General features: G+C 63.5%; 16 protein-coding genes and 1 rRNA gene. 8 read left to right on the plus strand and 9 right to left on the minus strand.

The features are described from left to right. Positions 1-43: 43 nt before the first annotated feature. The 4 genes from rrf (at position 44) to C4K39_RS21820 (ending at position 3,898) form a co-directional block, all read left to right on the plus strand. Positions 44-159 (plus strand): 5S ribosomal RNA (gene rrf / locus C4K39_RS21805). Positions 160-305: 146 nt separating this feature from the next. Further along, positions 306-965, plus strand: coding sequence for a paraquat-inducible protein A (locus C4K39_RS21810; RefSeq protein ID WP_124347385.1), 660 nt, complete (start codon positions 306-308; stop codon positions 963-965). Then, positions 952-1,575, plus strand: a complete 624-nt coding sequence (locus C4K39_RS21815; RefSeq protein WP_068580295.1) for a paraquat-inducible protein A — start codon at positions 952-954, stop codon at positions 1,573-1,575. Before C4K39_RS21810 ends, C4K39_RS21815 begins: the two co-directional genes overlap by 14 nt. Beyond that, positions 1,568-3,898, plus strand: coding sequence for a PqiB family protein (locus tag C4K39_RS21820; protein WP_124347386.1), 2,331 nt, complete (start codon positions 1,568-1,570; stop codon positions 3,896-3,898). Before C4K39_RS21815 ends, C4K39_RS21820 begins: the two co-directional genes overlap by 8 nt. A 64-nt stretch (positions 3,899-3,962) precedes the next feature. Here C4K39_RS21820 and mksF read toward each other — a convergent pair whose 3' ends face one another. Genes mksF through mksB form a run of 3 tightly spaced genes read right to left on the minus strand, consistent with a single transcriptional unit; the run spans position 3,963 to position 8,783 of the window. Continuing rightward, positions 3,963-6,812, minus strand: a complete 2,850-nt coding sequence (gene mksF, locus C4K39_RS21825; protein ID WP_068580300.1) for an Mks condensin complex protein MksF — start codon at positions 6,810-6,812, stop codon at positions 3,963-3,965. Beyond that, the gene (mksE, locus tag C4K39_RS21830) at positions 6,809-7,516 is read right to left on the minus strand and encodes an Mks condensin complex protein MksE (RefSeq protein WP_068580302.1); all 708 of its coding nucleotides are present in this window, start codon (positions 7,514-7,516) and stop codon (positions 6,809-6,811) included. The genes mksF and mksE overlap by 4 nt, the downstream gene beginning before the upstream one ends. Beyond that, positions 7,506-8,783, minus strand: a complete 1,278-nt coding sequence (gene mksB / locus C4K39_RS21835) for an Mks condensin complex protein MksB (RefSeq protein ID WP_053132175.1) — start codon at positions 8,781-8,783, stop codon at positions 7,506-7,508. The genes mksE and mksB overlap by 11 nt, the downstream gene beginning before the upstream one ends. 179 nt (positions 8,784-8,962) lie before the next feature. Here mksB and C4K39_RS21840 point away from each other — a divergent pair, with 179 nt between their 5' ends. After that, complete coding sequence (locus C4K39_RS21840; RefSeq protein ID WP_083235700.1) at positions 8,963-9,748, plus strand: energy transducer TonB; 786 nt, start codon at positions 8,963-8,965, stop codon at positions 9,746-9,748. Positions 9,749-9,756: 8 nt separating this feature from the next. Beyond that, positions 9,757-10,209 carry a ribosomal protein S18-alanine N-acetyltransferase gene (gene rimI, locus C4K39_RS21845; RefSeq protein ID WP_053132139.1) on the plus strand — a complete coding sequence of 151 codons (453 nt, stop codon included), beginning with the start codon at positions 9,757-9,759 and terminating at the stop codon, positions 10,207-10,209. Positions 10,210-10,242: 33 nt separating this feature from the next. On the opposite strand, the gene C4K39_RS21850 is transcribed toward rimI, so the two are convergent. Continuing rightward, positions 10,243-10,575, minus strand: a complete 333-nt coding sequence (locus C4K39_RS21850; RefSeq protein ID WP_068580306.1) for a serine kinase/phosphatase — start codon at positions 10,573-10,575, stop codon at positions 10,243-10,245. 154 nt (positions 10,576-10,729) lie between these two features. On the opposite strand from C4K39_RS21850, the gene can reads away from it, so the two are divergent. After that, complete coding sequence (gene can / locus C4K39_RS21855; RefSeq protein ID WP_068580308.1) at positions 10,730-11,374, plus strand: carbonate dehydratase; 645 nt, start codon at positions 10,730-10,732, stop codon at positions 11,372-11,374. A gap of 53 nt (positions 11,375-11,427) precedes the next feature. On the opposite strand, the gene C4K39_RS21860 is transcribed toward can, so the two are convergent. The 5 genes from C4K39_RS21860 to C4K39_RS21880 all read right to left on the minus strand — a co-directional run bounded on the left by C4K39_RS21860 (position 11,428) and on the right by C4K39_RS21880 (position 19,545). Next, positions 11,428-12,600: a hypothetical protein gene (locus C4K39_RS21860; protein ID WP_124347387.1), complete on the minus strand. Its 1,173-nt coding sequence runs from the start codon at positions 12,598-12,600 to the stop codon at positions 11,428-11,430. Between the two features lie 90 nt (positions 12,601-12,690). Next, positions 12,691-14,295, minus strand: a complete 1,605-nt coding sequence (locus tag C4K39_RS21865; protein ID WP_124347388.1) for a J domain-containing protein — start codon at positions 14,293-14,295, stop codon at positions 12,691-12,693. Between the two features lie 12 nt (positions 14,296-14,307). Next, positions 14,308-16,005, minus strand: coding sequence for a molecular chaperone HscC (locus C4K39_RS21870; protein WP_124347389.1), 1,698 nt, complete (start codon positions 16,003-16,005; stop codon positions 14,308-14,310). 217 nt (positions 16,006-16,222) lie between these two features. Next, complete coding sequence (locus C4K39_RS21875) at positions 16,223-17,923, minus strand: acid phosphatase (RefSeq protein WP_068580315.1); 1,701 nt, start codon at positions 17,921-17,923, stop codon at positions 16,223-16,225. Between the two features lie 203 nt (positions 17,924-18,126). Further along, the gene (locus C4K39_RS21880) at positions 18,127-19,545 is read right to left on the minus strand and encodes a short-chain fatty acid transporter (RefSeq protein WP_068580317.1); all 1,419 of its coding nucleotides are present in this window, start codon (positions 19,543-19,545) and stop codon (positions 18,127-18,129) included. Positions 19,546-19,659: 114 nt separating this feature from the next. Here C4K39_RS21880 and C4K39_RS21885 point away from each other — a divergent pair, with 114 nt between their 5' ends. Beyond that, the gene (locus tag C4K39_RS21885) at positions 19,660-19,893 is read left to right on the plus strand and encodes a Pathogenicity locus (RefSeq protein ID WP_068580320.1); all 234 of its coding nucleotides are present in this window, start codon (positions 19,660-19,662) and stop codon (positions 19,891-19,893) included. Positions 19,894-19,920 lie beyond the last annotated feature (27 nt).

Here is a 19,920-nt window from a genome sequence, read left to right on the forward strand (position 1 = left end):
TTCGCTGGAACGTTGCCCAAACAACGGCTCAGCTACAGAATTTCTTGACGACCATAGAGCATTGGAACCACCTGATCCCATCCCGAACTCAGCAGTGAAACGATGCATCGCCGATGGTAGTGTGGGGTTTCCCCATGTGAGAGTAGGTCATCGTCAAGATTAAATTCCGAAACCCCAATTGCGAAAGCAGTTGGGGTTTTGTCTTTGCGCGAACGAAAACACTCTTGTTCGAATGAAAAATTGCGCAGTTATTTTCAGGTCAGAACACTAGAATAGTGGCCGTTCCCCTTATCCTTGAGCCCTCTATGCTGGATCCGGTTGACCCTCCAGGGGTGTCAGAACTACCGCTGAGCGAGTTGATCGCTTGCCATGAGTGTGACTTGCTGATGCGCAAGCCAGTGCTGGCCCATGGAGAAAAGGCCCAATGCCCCCGCTGCGGCTACGAGCTGTACGCCCATCGCCAAGCGGTTGTATCGCGCAGCCTGGCCTTGGTGATCGCCGCCTTGTTGCTCTACGTCCCGGCCAATTTCCTTCCCATCATGCAACTCAACCTGCTAGGCCAGTCTTCTAAGGACACGGTCTGGAGCGGTGTGCTGGGACTGTTCGACACCGGCATGCAAGGCGTGGCTGTAGTGGTATTCCTGTGCAGCATGGGGATCCCCTTGCTCAAGTTGATCTGCCAACTACTAGTGTTACTCAGCATCCGTTGGAATATCGGCCGAAGTTATGGCTTGCTGCTCTACCGTATCTATCACCACCTGCGGGACTGGGGCATGCTCGAGGTCTATCTCATGGGGGTGCTGGTCGCCATTGTCAAACTGGCCGATATGGCGTCCATTACCCTAGGCCTCGGCCTGGTGTGTTTTATCTCTTTGTTGCTGATACAGGTCTGGTTGGAAGTGGTGATGTCGCCTCACCAGGTTTGGCAGGCACTTTCTGGAGAGGATGCACATGCGGGCGATTGATGCAGGCATTCTGATTTGTATCGAATGCCATGAGTTGAACCGGCAACAAGCCAACAGCAAGGGACAAACCTGTACCCGTTGCGGAGCCATGATCCACCCTCGTCGCCCTAACAGCATCCTGCGCACCTGGGCATTGCTGCTGACTGCCGCCATTCTCTATATCCCGGCCAATGTCCTGCCAATCATGACGGTCAGTGCCCTGGGGCAGGGTAGCCCCAGCACCATCATGTCGGGTGTCATCCAGTTGGTGCAGCACGGCATGATCCCTATTGCCATCGTGGTGTTCGTCGCCAGTATCCTGGTACCTACCTTCAAGCTGGTGGGAATCGCCCTGCTATTGTTTTCGGTGCAGCGCCACCAACCGTTGTCTGCTCGGCAGCGAATCATCATGTACCGCTTCATCGAGTTCATCGGTCGTTGGTCGATGCTGGATATCTTCGTCATCGCCATCCTGGTGGCGGTGGTCAACTTTGGGCGGCTGGCCAGCATCGAGGCCAATCTCGGAGCGGTCGCCTTCGCCAGCGTCGTAATCCTCACCATGCTGGCTGCAATAACCTTCGATCCCCGACTGATCTGGGACAACACGGAGTCGGACGACGACCATGAGTGATTTGCCTACCGCCAAAACCCGCCCGGCCTCCAACTGGTCGGCCATCTGGGTGTTACCTCTCATTGCCTTGATTATTGGCGGTTGGCTGGGATGGCGAGCCTACAGTGAGACAGGAATCGAGATCCAACTGCGTTTTGAAAGCGGGGAAGGAGTCCAGGCCAACAAGACCGAGGTGTTCTACAAGGGCATGCCCGTCGGCAAGGTCAAGGCGCTCGCTTTGGACGATGAAGGCAATTCGAAGGGCGTGATCGCTACCGTCGAGATGAACAAGGACGTCGAGCAGTACCTGAGGACCAACACGCGCTTCTGGCTGGTCAAGCCCAGCGTCAGCCTGGCCGGCATCACTGGCCTGGAAACCCTGGTCTCCGGCAACTATATCGCCGTCAGTCCGGGAGAAGGCGGAGACCCCACACGCAAATTCACCGCGCTGGTCGAAGAGCCACCCCTGTCCGACGCCAAGCCCGGCCTGCACCTGACCATCAAGGCCGACCGCCTGGGCTCACTGACCCGCGGCAGCCCGGTGTTCTATAAACAGATCCAGGTCGGCCAGATCAAGAGCTACCTGCTCTCCGAAGACCAGAGCACTGTCGAGCTCAAGGTCTACATCGAGCCAACCTACGCCAGCCTGGTGCGCAAGCACACGCGCTTCTGGAACGCCAGCGGGATCAGTGTCGATGCCAACCTGAGCGGGCTGAAGATTCGCAGTGAATCCCTGGCCAGTATCGTGGCCGGCGGTATTGCCTTCGCCACTCCGGAAAACCGCAAGGACAGCCCGCCAACCGATCCGAGCCTGCCGTTTCGCCTCTACGAAGACTTCGACGCCGCCCAGGCCGGTATCCGGGTCAAGGTCAAGCTCAGCGATTTCGAAGGCTTGCAGGCCGGGCATACCCCAGTCATGTACAAAGGCATTCAGGTCGGCAGCCTGAAAGCCCTGAAAGTCGATTCCGACCTGACCAGCGCCACCGCCGAACTGACCCTCGACCCACTGGCCGAAGATTACCTGGTGCAGGGCACCCAGTTCTGGACCGTCAAGCCATCCATCACTCTGGCGGGCATCACCGGCCTGGAGGCCCTCCTCAAGGGCAACTACATCGCCGTTCGCCCGGGCGACAAGGGCGCCGCGCCGCAGCGTGAATTCGAGGCTCGGGCCAAGGCGCCACCGCTGGACCTGCGCACACCGGGCCTGCACATGGTGCTGTTCACCGACAATCTCGGCTCCCTGGAGGTCGGCAGCCCGATCCTCTACAAACAGGTCAAGGTCGGGGCCGTACAGAGCTACCAGTTTTCCCACACCCGCAAACAGTTGGTGATCGGCGTCCATATCGAGAAGGAGTACGAGAAGCTGGTCAACGGCTCGACTCGTTTCTGGAATGTCAGCGGCATCACCCTCACGGGTGGCTTGACCGGTGGCATCCAGATCAAGAGCGAGTCGCTGCAAAGCTTGATGGCCGGCGGCATCGCTTTCGATACGCCAATACCCGATGTACCGCTGAAAAAGCGCATCCCGAGGTTCCGCCTGTTCGCTAACCAGGAAGAGGCAGCGCAGCGCGGCATTGTGGTGCAGATCAAGGTCGATCGCGCCGATGGCCTGCGTGCCGGCACCCCGGTGCGCTTCAAGGGCCTGGATGTGGGCAAGCTCGAGCAAGTCACCCTCAGCCCCGATATGCAGTCGGTGATGCTCAAGGCGCGCATCACCGAGGTGCCTGAGCGTATTGCGCGGGTCGGTAGCCAGTTCTGGGTGGTCAAGCCCGAGCTGGGTTTGATGAAGACCTCGAACCTGGAGACCCTGGTCACCGGCCAGTACATCGAGGTCCAGCCACCGGAGAAAAACCTCGGCGGGCAAACCAGCTTCGTGGCCCTGCCACAGCCACCACAGGCCAGTGTCCAGGAGCCCGGCCTGAGCCTGGTGCTGAGCGCTGCCCGGCGTGGTTCGCTGAAGATCGGCGTACCCGTGACCTACCGCGAGATAACGGTGGGCAAGGTCACCGGCTATGAGTTGGGGCAAACGGCCGATCGGGTCCTGATCCATATCCTTATCGAGCCCAAGTACGCGCCATTGGTACGCGGTGGCACGCGCTTCTGGAACAGCAGCGGCTTTGGCGTGGATTTCGGCTTGTTCAAGGGCGCGACCGTGCGTACTGAATCCCTGGAGACCCTGATCCAGGGCGGCATCGCCTTCGCCACCCCGGATGGCGAGCGCATGGGCAACCCGGCGCGGCCCGAGCAGACGTTCCCGCTGTTCGACCAGTTCGAGGATGAATGGCTGACCTGGGCACCGAAGATTCCCCTCGGCAAGCAACCGGCCGCCCCGGTAACACGCTAGCGCCAACCCAATAAAAAAGGCCGCCCTTACAAGAGGGCGGCCTTTGTATTTCAGCGCAGGGAAATCAGGCTTCGTCCAACTCCGTCTGTGCTTCATCCTCGGCGTGTTCGTTCATCACCGCCTTGACCTGGTCGTGGCGCCGGATGAACTTCCAGTCCGCTTCATCGATATAGATGCCGTTCGGGCCGCTACCGCCTTCCAGGTCGATGGCCACCTGGGCCGAGACCTGCGGCTTCACACTGGCCAGGATCGGCACGAAGCCCAGTTGCAGGCTGGTTTCAAGCAGCGCCGCCTGGTTGCGTTCGTCGATGTCCGCCGCCTCGTCGAGGTAGTAGGGCAGGCGGATACGCCCGGCCTGGTCGCGGTCCATCAAGTGCAGCAACAAGTACATGTTGGTCAGCGCCTTGATGGTCATGGTGGTGCCGTTGGACGCCGCGCCATCGATGTCGGTATGGATCACCGGCTGGCCGTTGACCTTGGTGATCTCGAACGCCAGTTCGAACAGGTCCTTCAGGCCCAGCTGGTTGTGGTTGGCCGCCACCAGCCGCGCCAGGTACTCCTTGGCCTCTTCGTTCTTGTTGTCCTGCTCGGCACTCTGGCTCAGGTCGAACACCGACAGGGTCTCGCCTTCCTCGTACTGGCCGGCGCTGTGGATGATCTGGTCGATGTGCTTGAGCGCCTCTTTGTTCGGCGCCAGGACGATACGGAAGCTCTGCAGGTTGGAAACCTGGCGCTTGTTGATCTCGCGGTTGAACAGCGCCAGCTGGTGTTCCAGGCTGTCGTAGTCGCTGCGGATGTTGCGCAGGGTCCGGGCGATGTCGGTGACCGCCGCACGGCGCGCCTTGCCCAGGGTCAGGGCTTCTTCGGTGCGGTGCGAATAGGCGTTGATCAACAGCTGCAGACGACGCTCGACATCATCCTCGCTGTCGAACTTGGCCACGCCTTTGAGGCGCACCTGGGCATACAGCGCCTCGATCTGGCCATCGACTCGCTGCAGGCCCTGCCAGCTGTCCTGGTAGTCGTTGAGCAGCGGCAGCAGGTTGTCCATGGAGTCGTCCACCGGCTCCATGAACGGTGTGCCAAACGGCAGGTCCGCCGGCAGCAACTGGCGACGGCGCAGGGCGTCGTCGAGGGTGCGCTGCTTGGCTTCCATGTCGCTGATCTGGCGGCCTACCAATTGCAGCTTGGCCGACAGTTGCTGGACGCGCTCGGTGAAGGCGTCGCTGGAGCGCTTGAGTTCGTCCTGGGCAGCTTCCATCTGTGCCAGCTGCTCCAGCTTCTCGCCTTCCTCGGCGCTCAGGGTCTGGGTCCGGCGGAAGTCTTCCAGGGCTTTCTGCGCATCCAGTACCTGCTGGTACAGGGCTTCGGTCTGGGTCTTGCTCGCGGCGCGGTCGGCGGCCACGGCGGCCTGGGTCTTGAGCTGCTTGAGCTCCTTCTCCAGGCGCTCCTTCTGGTCGCGCAGGGCCGCGCGGTCGGCCAGCGCCTGCAACGCCGGTGGTTCGATATGGGAGATGTCGATGGTCAGGCCGGGCACTTCGAAGCGCTCGCCCTTGAAGCCGTCGAGGATCAGCTCCACGGATTTCACCCACTCGCCATTGTCGTCCAGGGCGATGCCGTGCTCGCCCAGGGGCAGGCTGAACAGCGCACTGTTGAACAGGCGCATCAGGCGTTCCACATCCTGCTGGGAGAACTCTTCGCGCAGGCGGGCGTAGCTGTTGTTGTCGGCGTGGTCGAGCTGCTGTTTCACCGACTTCAGGCGTTTTTCCAGGTCGCGCAGGCGCTCTTCCAGGTCTTCGGCGGAGAACTGCCGGGACTGGGCCAGGGCGCCGGCCAGTTCGTCGTGGGCATCCTTGGCCGCCAGCAGTTGCTGCTCCAGGACCTTGACGTCATCCACCAGGGCGAAGCGGTGCTTGAGCACCGACAGCTCGCCCAGCCAGCGCTGGGTGCCGGTGATTTCCCGCTCCAGGCGCATCATTTCCTGGGTGCTGCTGCGCTGGTCGTTCTGCAGGGCGTCCTGCTCGTTGCGGTAGTGCTCGGCCTGGATGGTCAGCTCTTCCTTGCGCGCACTGGCGTAGTCCGACCAGGTGCCCAGCAGCGAGTCCAGCAGCGGCGACAGGCGATGCAGCTTGCCACGCAGGATGTCCCGTTGCTTCACGCCGTTGGCCAGGGCCTCCACCAGCGGGCCTGCGGCCACCAGCGAGTTGTAGTCCTGCTCCATGCGTCGCACATCGCGGAACGCCTCGTCGCAGGCGGCGATGTAGTCGACGCTGCCCGAGCGCAGGCTGTGTTCGAAGGCATCGAGGAACAGCTGCTTGAGCTTGGCCGCGGTGATTTCGCGCATGTGCAGCAGGTTGATGAACAGCGCGCGGAAGGTCTTCAGGCTCTGTTCGCTGGTGGAACGCAGCGGAATCAGAGTCAGGTCCAGGGGAATCGAGGTGTGGCCACCGACCAGCAGGCGCCGCAGTTCATCGGGCTTGAGCTCGTAGGCCTTCAGGCCATGGCGCTCCAGGTTGGTGAACAGCTCTTTCTGCCGCAGGCAGGTGTCGTCCTTCTGGTAGTGGGCCAGGTCCAGTTGCCCGGCGTAGGCGAAGAACTGGTGGCCGAAGCCGCCGCCTGGGCCGCGTCCCGACACGCCGATCACGTGGGGGCCGTGGGGCAGCGAGACTTCCACCAGGATGTAGCTGGTGTCGGAGGCGAAGTAGAAGCGCCGCGACTGCTCCAGGCTGTACTTGCCGAAGCTCATGTCCGACATGCGCGCCAGGATCGGGAATTGCAGGGCGTTGATCGACGCCGACTTGCCCAGGTTGTTCGCACCGTAGACCGACAGCGGCTCTTCCAGGGGGAACAGGCCCAGGCTGTAGCCAGCGGTGTTCAAAAGGGCAAAGCGGCGGATGCCGTAGCGTTCCTTGCTCATGCGTCGAGCTCCTGTTCTTCGGCGATGGCCCGGGCCAGCGCGTCTTCTTCACTTTCCTCGGACTCGTCGAATTCGCTCAGGTCCAGCGGGTCATCGGTTTGCAGCAGTTTCTCGTCGCTGTCCTCGTCCACCAGCACCGGGGTCGGCAATGGCAGCACGCTGTGCAGGCTGGCCGCCAGGTCGCGGTCTTGCTGTACCGACAGGCAGACGTCGAGGAAGCGGTGCATCGGCGGCAGGAAGCGGTAGATCCCCGGTTCCTCCAGGGCGAAGCCCAGCTGGGTCATGCGGCGCATGATCTTTTCTTCCAGCTCTTCCTGGGTTTGCACCTCGGCCTGGATGAACAGGTCGCGGTACTTGTCCAGCAGCGAGGGCAGCTCGTCGCGGCCCAGGCTGCCGCCGTCGAGCACGGCGATCGGGTCGCGGCCCTGGTCGGCCAGGTGCTCCACCAGGATGAAGGTGAACAGCGCCAGGCGTTGGGCGGTCTTGTTCACCTGCGCGGCGGCGTTGTCCGGCACGAAGTAATAGAAGCCGCGGGTATCGCACACCAGCTCGAAGCCCAGGGCCTTGAACAGGGTGCGGTACTGGTCCTGGAAGTTCGACAGTTGCGCGTACAGCTCCGGATCGCGGCGGCTGACGTGGTAGCCCTTGAACAGCTCGCGGAAGATCGGCGCCAGCTGGGACAGTTCGGAAAGATCAAGATGCATTGGCATTACTCGCAGTTTGCTCGGGCTGGTCGTCGCGAGCCGAGAGCAGGGCGAAGGAGCGCAGGCTGACCTGGTGCTCCTGGGTGTGGTATTCGCGGCGTTCGAGACGCTCGCGCTTGAAGCGTTTTTCCCGGGACAAGCGGGAGAACCAGTACAGCAACTCGTCGGTGGCGCCGTCCGGTTCCTGGTCCAGCAGCCAGCTCATCAGGTCCGGCATCGGCAGCGCGTTCTCGCAGCGTTCGAGCATTTCCCGGACCGTGCGTGGCGCCTTGGGGGCCAGGCCCTTGTGGGTCTTGTGGGCCTTGGGGAAGCGCGCCGGCTTGGGCTCGAAGCGGGCCAGGGCGTAGACATAGGCCTCCACCTGGCCGGAGCTGCCGAGGAAGGTACTCTGCGGGCGGGTGAACATCGGCATCGCCGCCTGGGGCACCGCGTCGATGCCCTTGCGCCGGATGACCGACAGGGCCAGGGCGGCGCCACGGGTCACGGCATTGTGCCGGCGGGCCTCTTCGCGCAGCGGCAGCAGCAGTTCCCGGGCATGGCGCAGGGTCAACTGGGCGCTGGTCTGCATCTCCAGGATCCGCGCGTGGGTGCGCAGCAGCATGTCGTCGTCCACCAGGTGGCCCAGGCGCTGCTGTTCGGTGAGCATGCGCAGCAGCACGTTCTCCACCTTGCGCACGCCCTGCTCGAACGCGCCGTCGGCGTTCACCAGCTGGATCATCGGCTCGACGTATTCGTCCCAGGTGGCCAGCACCTCGGCGTAGCGCTGGCGCAGGGGGATCTGCCGGTCGCTGGTCTTGGCCCGTTCGGCCACTGCCACCAGGGCCTGTTCGTCGTTGGCAAGTTTCTTCAGGACATCGCGTACCCGCATGTCCAGCAGGCGCAACTGGCGCGCCAGGTCGTGGCCGTCGCGGATCTCGAAGGCGTCCTGGATGTAGCCTGCCAGGCGCTCCAGGTGGCGCAGGTAGGCTTCGATCTCCAGGCACAGGCCCAGGCGGTGTTCACGCCGCAGGTAGGCGAGGAAGTCGTGGATCTGCGCGTTGAGCTCGAAGCGGTTCGGGCTTTTCGCCACCGGGACCAGGATGTCCAGGCGTATCCATACGTCCAGCAGGTTGGTGATGTCCTGGGGCGTACTGTCCAGTTGCTGGGTGGCCAGTTGTGAGCGCAGTTCGGCAAGACTCAGGGTGCCTTGGTCGAAGTGCTCGCACAGTGGCTCCAGAAGTGCCCAGTGTTCGGCTAGGGCGCGCAACACGCGCTTGGGTTCGATCATCGGAATGGCCGGCTGGTTGGCAATGAAAAGCGGCGATTGTACTGCATCAGGGGGCTGACAATTCACCCCCGGGCCCAGCTAAGAGACGGACTGTCGCTTTTGGGCCTCATCAACTGCGGGCGATCTTCGGCGAAGGACGGTAGAATCCCCCACCTCAGTTATCCACAAGTGGCCGACCCTTGCTTATCGAGTCCCGTCGTCGCGCTTATCTGTCCGCCATGCAGGTGGTCAGTTGGTTGCCGCGCAGCGAATTGCCCTTTGCCGCCCCCTCGCGCCCCGAACTGCTGGTTTTGCCGGAGCCGGTGGTGGAGGCGCCGCCTGCGCCCGTCGCCGAGGCCCGGGCCGCAGCGGCCCCGGTGGTGCGCAGTGTCGAGCGGCCGAAGATCGAAGTGCCGCGCCCGGCTGCGGCCTCTGCCCGCCCGGCCGCCAAGCCCGTGGTCGAGGACGAGGAAGCCGCCCCGGTGGTCAAGGCGCCGGTGGTGCCACCGCCGCGCTTCGCCCTGCAACTGTTGCGGGCCGGACGTTGCCTGTTGCTGGTGGAATTGCCCACCGGCGAGGCGTTCCAGAGCCGCGACCCAGCCTACCTGCTGCTCAAGGACATGCTGCGCGCCGCCGGCCTGCCGGACAGCCCGCAGATCCTCGCCGAGCCGGTGAGCTGGCCGCGCCTGACCCGGGGCAACCTGGACCAGGGCCCCGAGGCCGCACGGGATTTCGTCCAGGCCTTTGTCGGCATGCGGGTCGAAGAACAACCCTGTGCCTGCCTGTGGCTGGTAGGCCTGCCGGCCATACGTTTTGCCGGCGAGGCCGATGCCGAGGCTTACAACCGCGAACTGGAGGTCGAAGGCCTGGGTTCGGCCTGGGCCTTGCCCGGGCTGGAGTTGTTGATGGAAGAGCCACAGCGCAAGGCCGATGTCTGGCAAGCCATGCGCCGGTTGATGGCGCGCTGGAAAAGCAATGATGAGTAAGAGTAGCGATGAGTGACGCGTTGACCTTCCGCCTGGCCACCGAGGCGGACCTGGATGCCATCCTGAAGATCGAATATGCCGCGTTCAGCCACCCCTGGACCCGCGGCATCTTCATGGATGCCTTCAAATCCTATGAAGTCTGGCTGATGTTCGAAGGCAGCCAGCAAGTGGGGCACGGGGTGATCCAGGTGATCATCGACGAGGCCCACCTGCTGAACATCACCGTCAAGCCGGAAAACCAGGGCCGCGGCCTGGGCCTGCACCTGCTGGAGGCACTGATGAAGCGCGCCTACCAGAAGGACGCTCGGGAATGCTTCCTGGAAGTGCGCTCCAGTAACCAGACCGCCTATCGGCTCTATGAACGTTATGGCTTCAATGAAGTCGGGCGTCGCCGCGACTACTACCCCGCAGTAGGTGGGCGCGAAGACGCCCTGGTCATGGCCTGCACCCTGGTGGACTGAGTCCCGGTCGGCTGGCGGCAGGCCATGTTCGATTCAGGGCTTGCCGTCCAGTGGCTTGCGCCTGGCCAGTTCGGCTTCATCCAGACCGACGCCACCCCCGATATCCCTTTCATCGACGATACTCAGGTCCCAGTCGGCCGGTTTGTTGGCCCCCTGTTCCCAAGCGGAACGGGCGCCATCCTCGGGGATCAGGATCTCCGGGCTGAGGTCGTCATCGGTTGAGCCGTCTTCGGTGATTGTGTGGCCATGGCCGCTGCCGGGAGCCAGGTCATTGAAGTGCAACTCCTCCATGGAGCCCATGCGGTCCTGGTCATCATCGATGGGAGCGGGCTGTACAGCCCTGTAGGGGCGTCGTGATTCAGTCATGGCGACTACTCATGCTCAGGGGCGGACAAGGCGGTAGACCCGGCCCCATCGGTGAAGATTCCCCCTCCAGGGATGAACGGTATCTGAGTCTCCCGCGTGACCCCGACCGATGGTCGTCTGTCAAACCTGCGCATCATTCCTGAGGCTTCACAGCATGAACGAACTACAAGACCTGATTGATAACAACGAGCGTTGGGCCGAAGCGATCAAGCAGCAGGATCCGGATTTCTTCTCCAAGCTCGCTCGCCAGCAGACGCCGGAGTACCTGTGGATCGGCTGTTCGGACGCGCGAGTGCCTGCCAACGAGATCGTCGGCATGTTGCCAGGCGACCTGTTCGTACACCGCAATGTGGCCAACGTGGTACTGCACACCGACCTCAATTGCCTGTCGGTGATCCAGTACGCGGTAGACGTACTCAAGGTCAAGCACATCCTGGTCACCGGCCACTACGGTTGCGGTGGCGTGCGGGCTTCGATGCAGGATCGCCAGCTGGGCCTGATCGATGGCTGGCTGCGGTCGATCCGCGACCTGTACTACGAGCATCGCGAGGCGCTGGGACAACTGGCCACGGAGGAGGAGCGGGTCGATCGCCTGTGTGAATTGAACGTGATCCAGCAAGTGGCCAACGTCGGCCACACCAGCATCGTGCAGAACGCCTGGCACCGCGGTCAGAGCCTGTCGATCCACGGCTGCATCTATGGCATCAAGGATGGTCGCTGGAAGAGCCTGAACACCACCATCAGTGGCTCCGAGCAGTTGCCGCCGCAGTACCGCCTGCGCCCGGTGGGCGCAGTCTAGGCCCTCCACCGTGTAGCGCTGCAGGCGATAGCCGCTGCAGCGCTACAGAGGCTTTACAGGTGTGGCACCTCGGTGCTCGGGGCAGGCGCCGGGGCCTTGAGCTGGTCGAGCTGGAGCTTGACCGGCGCGCTGCTGCATTTGGCCGCGGCCTGCTGCTCGTCCAGCTTGCGCACCGAGGTGTAGAACATCTCGCAAGTCTGCACCTTCTGCGTGACTTGCCAGGTCTGGGTGCAGCGGTCGAGCAGTACCTTGGCGTCGCTCCCGGGCTTGCTGCCCATGCCAGCCTGCCAGCAGGCCGCACTCAAATCCTGCCCCATGACCTTCAAGCCGGCGGCATCGGCCTTGGCCTGGTCATTGTCGTAGTTGGCCGGGTCCGCCGCGTACCAGATGTAGCTGGGGTGGTTGGAGCCCAGCACCGGCACCTTGAGGCCCTCGCTGGGGCTGATCTGTGCCAGGCCCAGCACATTGACCGTGACCCCGTACTGTTGCTTGAGCCAGCTGCGTACCGGCGCGCCGAAGGCCACCATCGGCAAGGCCACGCCTTTGGCACCCTGGCTGACCTGCTTGACCATGGTGGTCTGGTAGCTGTTGAAGTAGCTGTAGACGCCTTCCAGGTCCTTGCCTGCGTTGGATGGAGCGGCGATAGGTGCGATGTCGACGATGGTCTGGTAGGCCGGGGTCTGCGTACTGGCGATGCCATTGGCGGTGAGCAGGGTGGCCCAGCGATCGGTCGTGGCCGACTCCAGGTAGTCCTGGTAGCGGGTCAGCGAATAGTCCGGTGGGAAATGCAGCAGCTCTACGCTCTTGCGATTCTCCAGGGCCATGCCCAGGGGCAGGAACAGATACCAGCTGTAGTTCCAGTGACCGTCGCTGTTGAGCTGGCTGGCGCCCTTGTACGCCAGGTCCCCGGCATCCAGCAGGGCGCTCAGGGGTTTGTCATAGCCGGCCGGAACGCCGGTGATGGAGGCCAGCACCTTGTCGCCCTCGGTCTTGACGCTGACCTTGGCGCCGGCATACCCGTCGCGCTGCACGCTTTGGGTCAGGTAGTGGGCCACCGTCTGCTCCAGGCTCCAGTTGCGATAGCAGATGACGTTGCAGTTGTTGGGGTAGGCGAACAGCCGAGTGACTCGCTGGGGGCTGCCCAGGTCGACTGTGACATCGGCCTGGGCCGTGGCGCAGAGGGCGGTAGTGGCCAGGGCGAGGGCCAGTCCTGCAGTCTTGAACATGCTCAGATCCTTTTCAGCGTGAACCCCCAAAAGGGGCAAAACAGGTTGCAGAGGTCGCGAAGTTCCCTGCCTTCAAGCGCAGCCGATCGCTCAGGGCGGATACAGCGAGGTCAGCGGAAAGCCAGGATAGTACAAATGGCAAAACACGCAGAGCAGGACCATCAGCGGCAGGAAGACCATCTGCAGCGGGCTCCAGTGCGCCCAATGCAAGGCCGTCAGCCATGGATGGCTGGCGCTCAGTTGCGGGTCGATACGGCCTACTCGCTGGGACTGCAGCAGATTGAGCAGGATCATGCCCAGGTAGGTGAGTAGGCCCAGCGTGCCCTGGATCGCACCGAACAGGGCAAGGAGCGCCAGCTGGGGAAGGCCGTGGCGCAGCACCAGCCACTTGCCCTCGGGGTCGAAGGCCTTTGGAATCCAGCGCTCGCTGAGCCACAGGTCCTGCACGATCACATGGGGAGCCAGGCGTATCCAGCGGCTCATGAACAGCAAGCCGATCCAGACCGGAACCCAGCCCAGCGCCGCCGCGAGCATGATGCTAAAGCCCGGCGAGTAATGGTTCTGCCCGAGGAAATACAAGGCCAGTGCCAAGCTGGTGCCGGCCCAGAGCCTGGTCCATGACTGCTCGGCGACGGGGCGTTGCAGGTAGCGCAGCCAGTAGTACACGTCCGGTTGCGGCAGCCGCTCGAGCAGCGCCGGGTAGCGCAGCGAGAGCATTTGCGCCAGGCGGTGGAAGGCTTGCCAATGATGCTGGTCGGTGTTGCGCAGGAGCTGTTGTTGCTGCCTGGCGCTCATGGGCTTGAGCAGCAGGTGGGCCGCGAGGATGTCGGGCTCCCAGATTCGTTCATCTTCGCTCTTGAGCTGCTGGAGCCGATAGAAACTCTCCTGCTGGCGGCGCTGCATCAGGCTTTCCCAGGCTTCGGCGGGTTCCGGATGCACGCCGTTCTTGTCGTCCCAGTGCAACAGTTGGCATACCTGTTCCAGTAGCGCCAGGCTCCACGAGTGGTCGTTGAGCAATTGCAGTACCTGGCTTTGCCACCTCTGGCGCTGATCGAACACCTGCAGCCAGGGTTCTTTGTCATAGGCGGCCAGTTGCTGGAGGAAGGCCCGGTCGTCCTCGACCTCCAGGTGGGCTTGCAGGCTCTTGCAGTAGTGCTGCAGCAGGGTCTGCGCCAGGGTTTGCTGTTGCCCGGCGCTCATCGGTACCTGCTGCCAGGGCGTCAGCCATTGCAGGTGTTCCACGGCCCACGAGGCGATGGCGACACGGACCTGGGGGCGCTCGAAGCAATGCTGCAACAGGCCGGCCTCGAAGCCTGGCGCACAATCTGAAAGCCGGGCTTGCTGCCAGCGCTGCGTGAGGTTCTCCGGCGTCAGGCCCTGCAGCAGCCGGCGCTGGGGCTGATCGACTGTCCTGGCTTCGGGAGCTGGGGAGTCGATGTCCAGCAGCCGTGACCATTCTCGCAGGTTCTGCGGTTCGGCCTGGACGGCCAGCAATGGCGAAGGCGCCTGTATGCCAGCGGCTGGCTCCTGGCGCTGGCGAGCGTGGGAGCGGGCTTGTTCGTAGGCTTCACGCAGGCGCTGGAAGCCCTCGGCATCCTCCTCCGGGCGCAGGGTCTTGAGACACCGGGCATAGCTGCGCTTGATCGTGCGCTCATCGGCGTCTTCCGGCAGTTGCAGTAGCGACCAACAGTCCATGTCGCGGCTCCCTCAGTGCCAGTGGCCGTGTTCCAGGCGTTGCAATTGTTCGTTGAGCTGGCTGCGCACCTCACGAATCCGGCGTTCATCCTGGGTCTCCAGCACTTGCTGGAACTGCCCGGCCCAGTAACCGATCTGCTCGCGTAGATCCCCCAGGCTTTCCTGGTAGAGGCGTTCCAGGCGGGCACTGAGCAGGGTGTTGACCTGTTGATCCCGGGGATGGATTTTCAATTGCGCCAGGGCCTGCAAGCGCTCCTGGATTTCTTCCGGGCTCAGCACCCCGGGGTTGTTCTCGATCACCAGGCAATGACTTTCCCCGGTCAGGGGAATGGTGACCTGGGCCTCCAGCAAGCCGTTGATGTCATAGGTGAAGCGTACGTCCAGCGACACTTCCCCCGCCGGGCGCTTGGGCACATTCATTTCCAGCTGGCCCAGGGCGACGTTGTCGCGGACCAGGCGGCTTTCGCCCTGGAAGATCTTCAGCAGCACCTGTTCCTGGTTGTCGTGCAGGGTATGCACGGTCTTGACCCGGCTGACCGGCACCACGCTGTTGCGCTCGATGATCGGCAAGTAGTGCCCGGTCTCGATCTGCTTGCCGTATTGCTGGGAGGTCTCGATGCCCAGGGTGTAGGAGCAGACGTCGGTCAGCACCACTTCTTCGAGCGCCGCTGCACGCGCCTTGAGCGCAGCCTGCACCGCGGCGCCCTGGGCGACGACCTGGTCCGGGTCGAGGGTGATCGAGGGAAAGCGGCCGAATAGCCCGGCGGCCAGCTTGCGCACCAGCGGCATGCGGGTCGCGCCGCCCACCAGCAGGATCTCATCCAGGTCGCTGACGCGGATCCGGGCATCGCGCAGGGCCCGCTCGATAGGCGCTCGCAGGCGTTCCAGCAGCGGTGCATAGAGTTGCGCCAACTGCGCCTGGGTGATGACCTGGCTCCACTCTCGACCATCCAGGCGCAAGGTGAATTCGGCGCTGCTGTCCTGGCCCAGGGCGCGGCGGACTCGCTCAGCCTCGCGACGCAAGGGCTGGAGTACCTCGTGGCGTTCGGGAAAGCCCGGGGCCTGGGCGTGCTGTTCGAGAAAATGCTCCAGCAGCAGGCTGTCGAAATCTTCGCCGCCAAGGAAGTTGTCCCCGGCGCTGGCGCGCACTTCCATGACGCCATCGAACAGCTCCAGGATCGAAACGTCGAACGTGCCGCCGCCCAGGTCGAAGACCAGGAACGAGGTTTCCTTGTCACGCTGGTGCAGGCCGTAGGCCAGGGCGGCGGCGGTGGGTTCGTTGATCAGTTTCTCCACCTTCAGCCCTGCCAGTTCGCCAGCGATCCGCGTGGCCTTGCGCTGGGCATCGCTGAAGTAGGCCGGAACGCTGATCACGGCTTCGACCACCGGCTCGCCATAGGCGCGTTCGACATCCTCCTTGAGGCTCTTGAGGACCAGCGCAGACAGTTCTTCCGGCCGCCATGAGCGCTCGCCCAGGCGCACTTCGGTGGCGCTGCCCATGTAGCGCTTGAACAGGGCCGTGGTCAGGTGCGGGTGGGTATGCAGGCGTTCCCTGGCGGCTTGTCCCACCAGGACCCGGCCTTCGTCGTCCAGGCCGACCACGCTGGGTGTCAGTAACTGGCCCAGGGCGTTGGGCACCAGCTCGCTGGATGTTTCGCGCCAGACCGCGACCAGGCTGTTGGTGGTTCCCAGGTCGATGCCTACGATCATGACGACGCACTCCCTTGTTGGCGCAAAACGTGTGAAACAGATAAGTGGCGCGCAGGATATTACCCGGCAGGGGAAGGGGTAAAGCGAATGATGTCACATGGCTATTATTGGCGCTAAAGGTCGGCGCTAAAGACTGTCGAGTCCGCCAGGTTGTGCAGGGCGCACAACCTGGGGGCTCCAGGCTGGCGCTTCCGAGCGGAGCGCCAGCCTGGCCTGGTCAGGCCTTGAAGTGCAGGGCGTTGGTCAGGTCGCCCATGGGCTTCTGGCCACGGGCGATCATGGCGTCGTCACGTTCCTTGATGCCATCCAGGGTTTCTAGCTGGAAGACCCGGGTGATCAGGCGCAGGATCGAGGCGGTGTCGTAGACCGTGTGGTCCACTGTGCCCTTGCGGGCGAACGGCGATACCACCAGCGCCGGAATCCGGGTACCCGGGCCCCAGCGGTCGCCCTGGGGCGGTGCCACGTGGTCCCACCAGCCGCCGTTCTCGTCGACGGTGACGATCACCACCATGTTTTTCCACTGCGGGCTCTCGCGCAGCACTTTCAGCGCCCGGTCGATATGTCGATCGCCGGCGGCGACATCGGCATAACCGGCGTGCAGGTTGAGGTTGCCCTGGGGTTTGTAGAAGGTCACTGCCGGCAGCTTGCCGGCCTCGGCGTCGGCGAAGAACTTGTTGGTGCTCGCCTCATCGCCCAGGCCACCGTCACGCAGGCGCTTGGCCCGTTCGCCGGGGTTCTCCGGCCCCTGGCGCAGGAAGTAGTTGAACGGCTGGTGGTGGTACTGGAAGTTGGGGATCTTGGGAATCCCGCTGGAGTCCTTGAACTGGTCGATGGTGGCCTGCCAGGCGCCGCCGTACCAGGCCCAGTCGACATTCTTCTTCGACAGCTTGTCGCCGATATGCTCGTGGGTCTGGGGCACCAGCACGCTGGGCAGGTCGGGTTTGGCGTAGTCCGGGCGTTCAGGGTCGCGGATCCAGGTCGGCCAGTAGGGCGGGGCCATGGTATTGACCGCGTAGCCATCCGGAGTGAGTGCGCTGGGTCCGAATTGCGGCGCACCGTCCATGGCACTGGCCGGGGATTTCTCCAGGGGCTTGAGGCGAGTGCCCTTGGGGTCATCGCCTTGTACGGAGGCAATCTGCGACTTGGCCACCGAATTGGCAGCGTCCGGGTAGAACGGCACCTTGGCGCTGATCAGGTACTGGTGGTTGAGGAACGAGCCGCCAAAGGCGCCCTGGAAGAAGTTGTCGCAGAGCACGAACTCCCGGGCCACGTCCCACAGGCGCAGGGAGTAGCGAGTCTGGGCATAGTGACCCATGGTCAGGGCCCCGGAGTCGGCCCAGGCCACGAAACCATCGTTCTTGCCACCGTTGATCTGCATCTGGTTCTGGTAGAACACGTGCCACAGGTCGCGAGTCACCAGGCCCAGGGGCAGGTCTTCGCCATTGGGGCCCTTGAGGGCGAACGGCGCGTTGGGCAGGTTTTCCTGGAACTGGGTTTCCACCGGGTAGGTGACGCCATCCACTGTTTGCGGACCCACCTGCAAGATACCGCCCCAGATCGGCGGCAATTTACTCAGCAGGCTGCCATCACGGTCACGTTGCTGGTAGGCCTCGGGCTTGAGCGCCGACAGCGGTTGTTCCACACCCGGGAAGTTGGCGAACAGGTTATTGAAGCTGCGGTTCTCGGCGAAGACCACTACCACGTTCTTCACTTGCTCGCGCAGGGCCTTGTCCAGCTCAACGGGAGACAGTGGGCGCTCGTCCGGTTTGTTCCCGGGCTCGCCGGCCTTGCCGCAGGCACTCAGGGTGGCACCGACCCCCAGAACCGCGACGCCGCCTAGGAAGCGGCGGCGGCTGGTGTCTGTGGGTTGGTCGGTGGCAGGCTCTGCCGTGTCACGCAGGTCGGTATCGTCGCTCATGGAGGCTCCTTGCTCGTCTCTCTTAGAAATAGTTACAAAGTATTTCGGTCGCACGGTAACAACCGAATGTGACGCAAAGACTACAGGAATACTTTCCTGGAACAGCATGGCCAGCCGAGAAAAGTCTCAAGCCCGGGCCTTAGCGCAGGTTATCCACAGGCCGCCACTGCAAGCGGCGCCCCGTGGACAACTGGGCCTGTGCCTCAGGGCGTCATCGGTGGCAGATAGGCCAGGGTGCTGCCCAGGGCCCAGAGCAGTACCAGCACCAGGGGGGCATGCACCAGCAACTGGACGAAGGAAAAACCGATCAGGTCCCGTGCCTTCAAGCCCAGGACTCCCAGCAGCGGCAGCATGTAGAAGGGGTTGATCAGGTTCGGCAGGGCCTCGGCGGCGTTGTAGATCTGCACCGCCCAGCCCAGGTGGTATTGCAGGTCATTGGCCACTTGCATCACGTAGGGCGCCTCGATGATCCACTTGCCGCCGCCGGAGGGGATGAAGAAGCCCAGTACCGCCGAGTACAGGCCCATCAGCAGGGCATAGGTATCGTGGGAGGCGATCTGCACGAAGAAGGTCGAGATATGGTGGGCCAGGGTCTGGCCGTCCACGCCCTTGACCACGGTCATCAGGGCTGCGATGGAACCGTACAGCGGGAACTGGATCAGCACTCCGGTGGTGGTCGGCACGGCCCGGGCCACGGCGTCCAGGAAGCTGCGCGGGCGCCAGTGCAACAGGGCCCCGGCCATCAGGAACAGGAAATTGTAGGTGTTGAGCCCGGAAATGGCCGTGATCGCAGGTTTGGTGGCGAACTCGTGATACAGCCAGCCGGCAGCCAGCAGCGCCAGGACAATGGTCAGCAACGGGCTGTACTCCAGCCACTCGCCTGGGCGGCTGCGGGGCTGTGGCTTGGGCATGCTGAAGCCTGGATCGACGCCACAGGCCTGGGCATCCCGGGCACTGTTGGGGCCCGGGGCAGTGGCGTAGGCAACCACCAGCGAGACCACGATCAGGGCCAGCAGCAAGACTCCCGACTGCCAGAGAAAGATGGTCTGGGTGAAGGGGATCACGCCCGTGATGGCCAGGATCGAGGGGGGCAGGCTGCCAGGGTTGGCTTGCAATTGCGCCGCCGAGGACGACAGGCCCAGAGCCCAGACCGCACCCAGGCCCAGGTAGGCGGCCGCTCCGGCGGCGCGGTAGTCCATGCGCAATTCGGTGCGCCTTGCCAGGGCCCGGACCAGCAGGCCGCCGAACACCAGCGACAGGCCCCAGTTGAGCAGCGACGCCAGCATCGAGATCAGCGCTACCCAGGCCACTGCGGAGCGCCCGTTGCCTGGAACATGCGCCAGCTTGTCGATCAGCTTCACCGCCGGCGGCGAGCTGGCTACCACATAACCGCCAATGACCACGAAGGCCATTTGCATGGTGAAGGGAATCAGGCTCCAGAAGCCATCGCCGAAGGCCATGGCGGTATCGGTGGGCTTGGCGCCCATGGCCAGGGTGGCCAGGGCGACGATGATCACCGCCAGCGCGGCGAACACCCAGGAATCGGGAAACCAGCGTTCGGCCCAGTTGGAGCAGCCCAGGGCGAAGCGGGCAGAGCGGCTATCTTGAATATCGGCGGCCACGAAAGTACCTCGGATTTCTTATGTTTATAAGGAGGTCGGCCGCCCCGGACAGGAGCGGTCGAGAACTGTGCAAGAATGCGGCAATTGCCACGGACTGCAAAGGACTGAACCGCTATGTCATTTTCCCCTGAAGAACGCGCTGCACTGCTCAAGGTCAAGGGTGTCGGGCCTACCGTCGTCGGTCGGCTGGAGCAGTTGGGCATCGTTTCCCTGGCGCAACTGGCCGGTGCCGATGCCCTGGACATTGTCACCCAGGCCTCGGCCCTGGTGGGGTCGAGCTGCTGGAAGAACAGCCCCCAGGCCCGTGCGGCCATCCAGGCCGCCATCGCCATGGCGAAGGGCGGTTGAGCCGGCCAAAGGGCCCGGGAGGGGAAC

Source organism: Pseudomonas sessilinigenes, from assembly GCF_003850565.1.
Classification (GTDB): Bacteria; Pseudomonadota; Gammaproteobacteria; order Pseudomonadales; family Pseudomonadaceae; genus Aquipseudomonas; species Aquipseudomonas sessilinigenes.

Excerpts from the sequence above, each read along its gene's own strand:
- C4K39_RS21810 (WP_124347385.1), top strand. The coding sequence starts at position 306 with ATGCTGGATCCGGTTGACCCTCCAGGGGTGTCAGAACTACCGCTGAGC.
- mksF (WP_068580300.1), bottom strand. The coding sequence starts at position 6,812 with ATGAGCAAGGAACGCTACGGCATCCGCCGCTTTGCCCTTTTGAACACC.
- rimI (WP_053132139.1), top strand. The coding sequence starts at position 9,757 with ATGAGTGACGCGTTGACCTTCCGCCTGGCCACCGAGGCGGACCTGGAT.
- mksE (WP_068580302.1), bottom strand. The coding sequence starts at position 7,516 with ATGCATCTTGATCTTTCCGAACTGTCCCAGCTGGCGCCGATCTTCCGC.
- C4K39_RS21885 (WP_068580320.1), top strand. The coding sequence starts at position 19,660 with ATGTCATTTTCCCCTGAAGAACGCGCTGCACTGCTCAAGGTCAAGGGT.
- mksB (WP_053132175.1), bottom strand. The coding sequence starts at position 8,783 with ATGATCGAACCCAAGCGCGTGTTGCGCGCCCTAGCCGAACACTGGGCA.
- can (WP_068580308.1), top strand. The coding sequence starts at position 10,730 with ATGAACGAACTACAAGACCTGATTGATAACAACGAGCGTTGGGCCGAA.
- C4K39_RS21850 (WP_068580306.1), bottom strand. The coding sequence starts at position 10,575 with ATGACTGAATCACGACGCCCCTACAGGGCTGTACAGCCCGCTCCCATC.
- C4K39_RS21860 (WP_124347387.1), bottom strand. The coding sequence starts at position 12,600 with ATGTTCAAGACTGCAGGACTGGCCCTCGCCCTGGCCACTACCGCCCTC.
- C4K39_RS21820 (WP_124347386.1), top strand. The coding sequence starts at position 1,568 with ATGAGTGATTTGCCTACCGCCAAAACCCGCCCGGCCTCCAACTGGTCG.
- C4K39_RS21815 (WP_068580295.1), top strand. The coding sequence starts at position 952 with ATGCGGGCGATTGATGCAGGCATTCTGATTTGTATCGAATGCCATGAG.
- C4K39_RS21875 (WP_068580315.1), bottom strand. The coding sequence starts at position 17,923 with ATGAGCGACGATACCGACCTGCGTGACACGGCAGAGCCTGCCACCGAC.
- C4K39_RS21865 (WP_124347388.1), bottom strand. The coding sequence starts at position 14,295 with ATGGACTGTTGGTCGCTACTGCAACTGCCGGAAGACGCCGATGAGCGC.
- C4K39_RS21870 (WP_124347389.1), bottom strand. The coding sequence starts at position 16,005 with ATGATCGTAGGCATCGACCTGGGAACCACCAACAGCCTGGTCGCGGTC.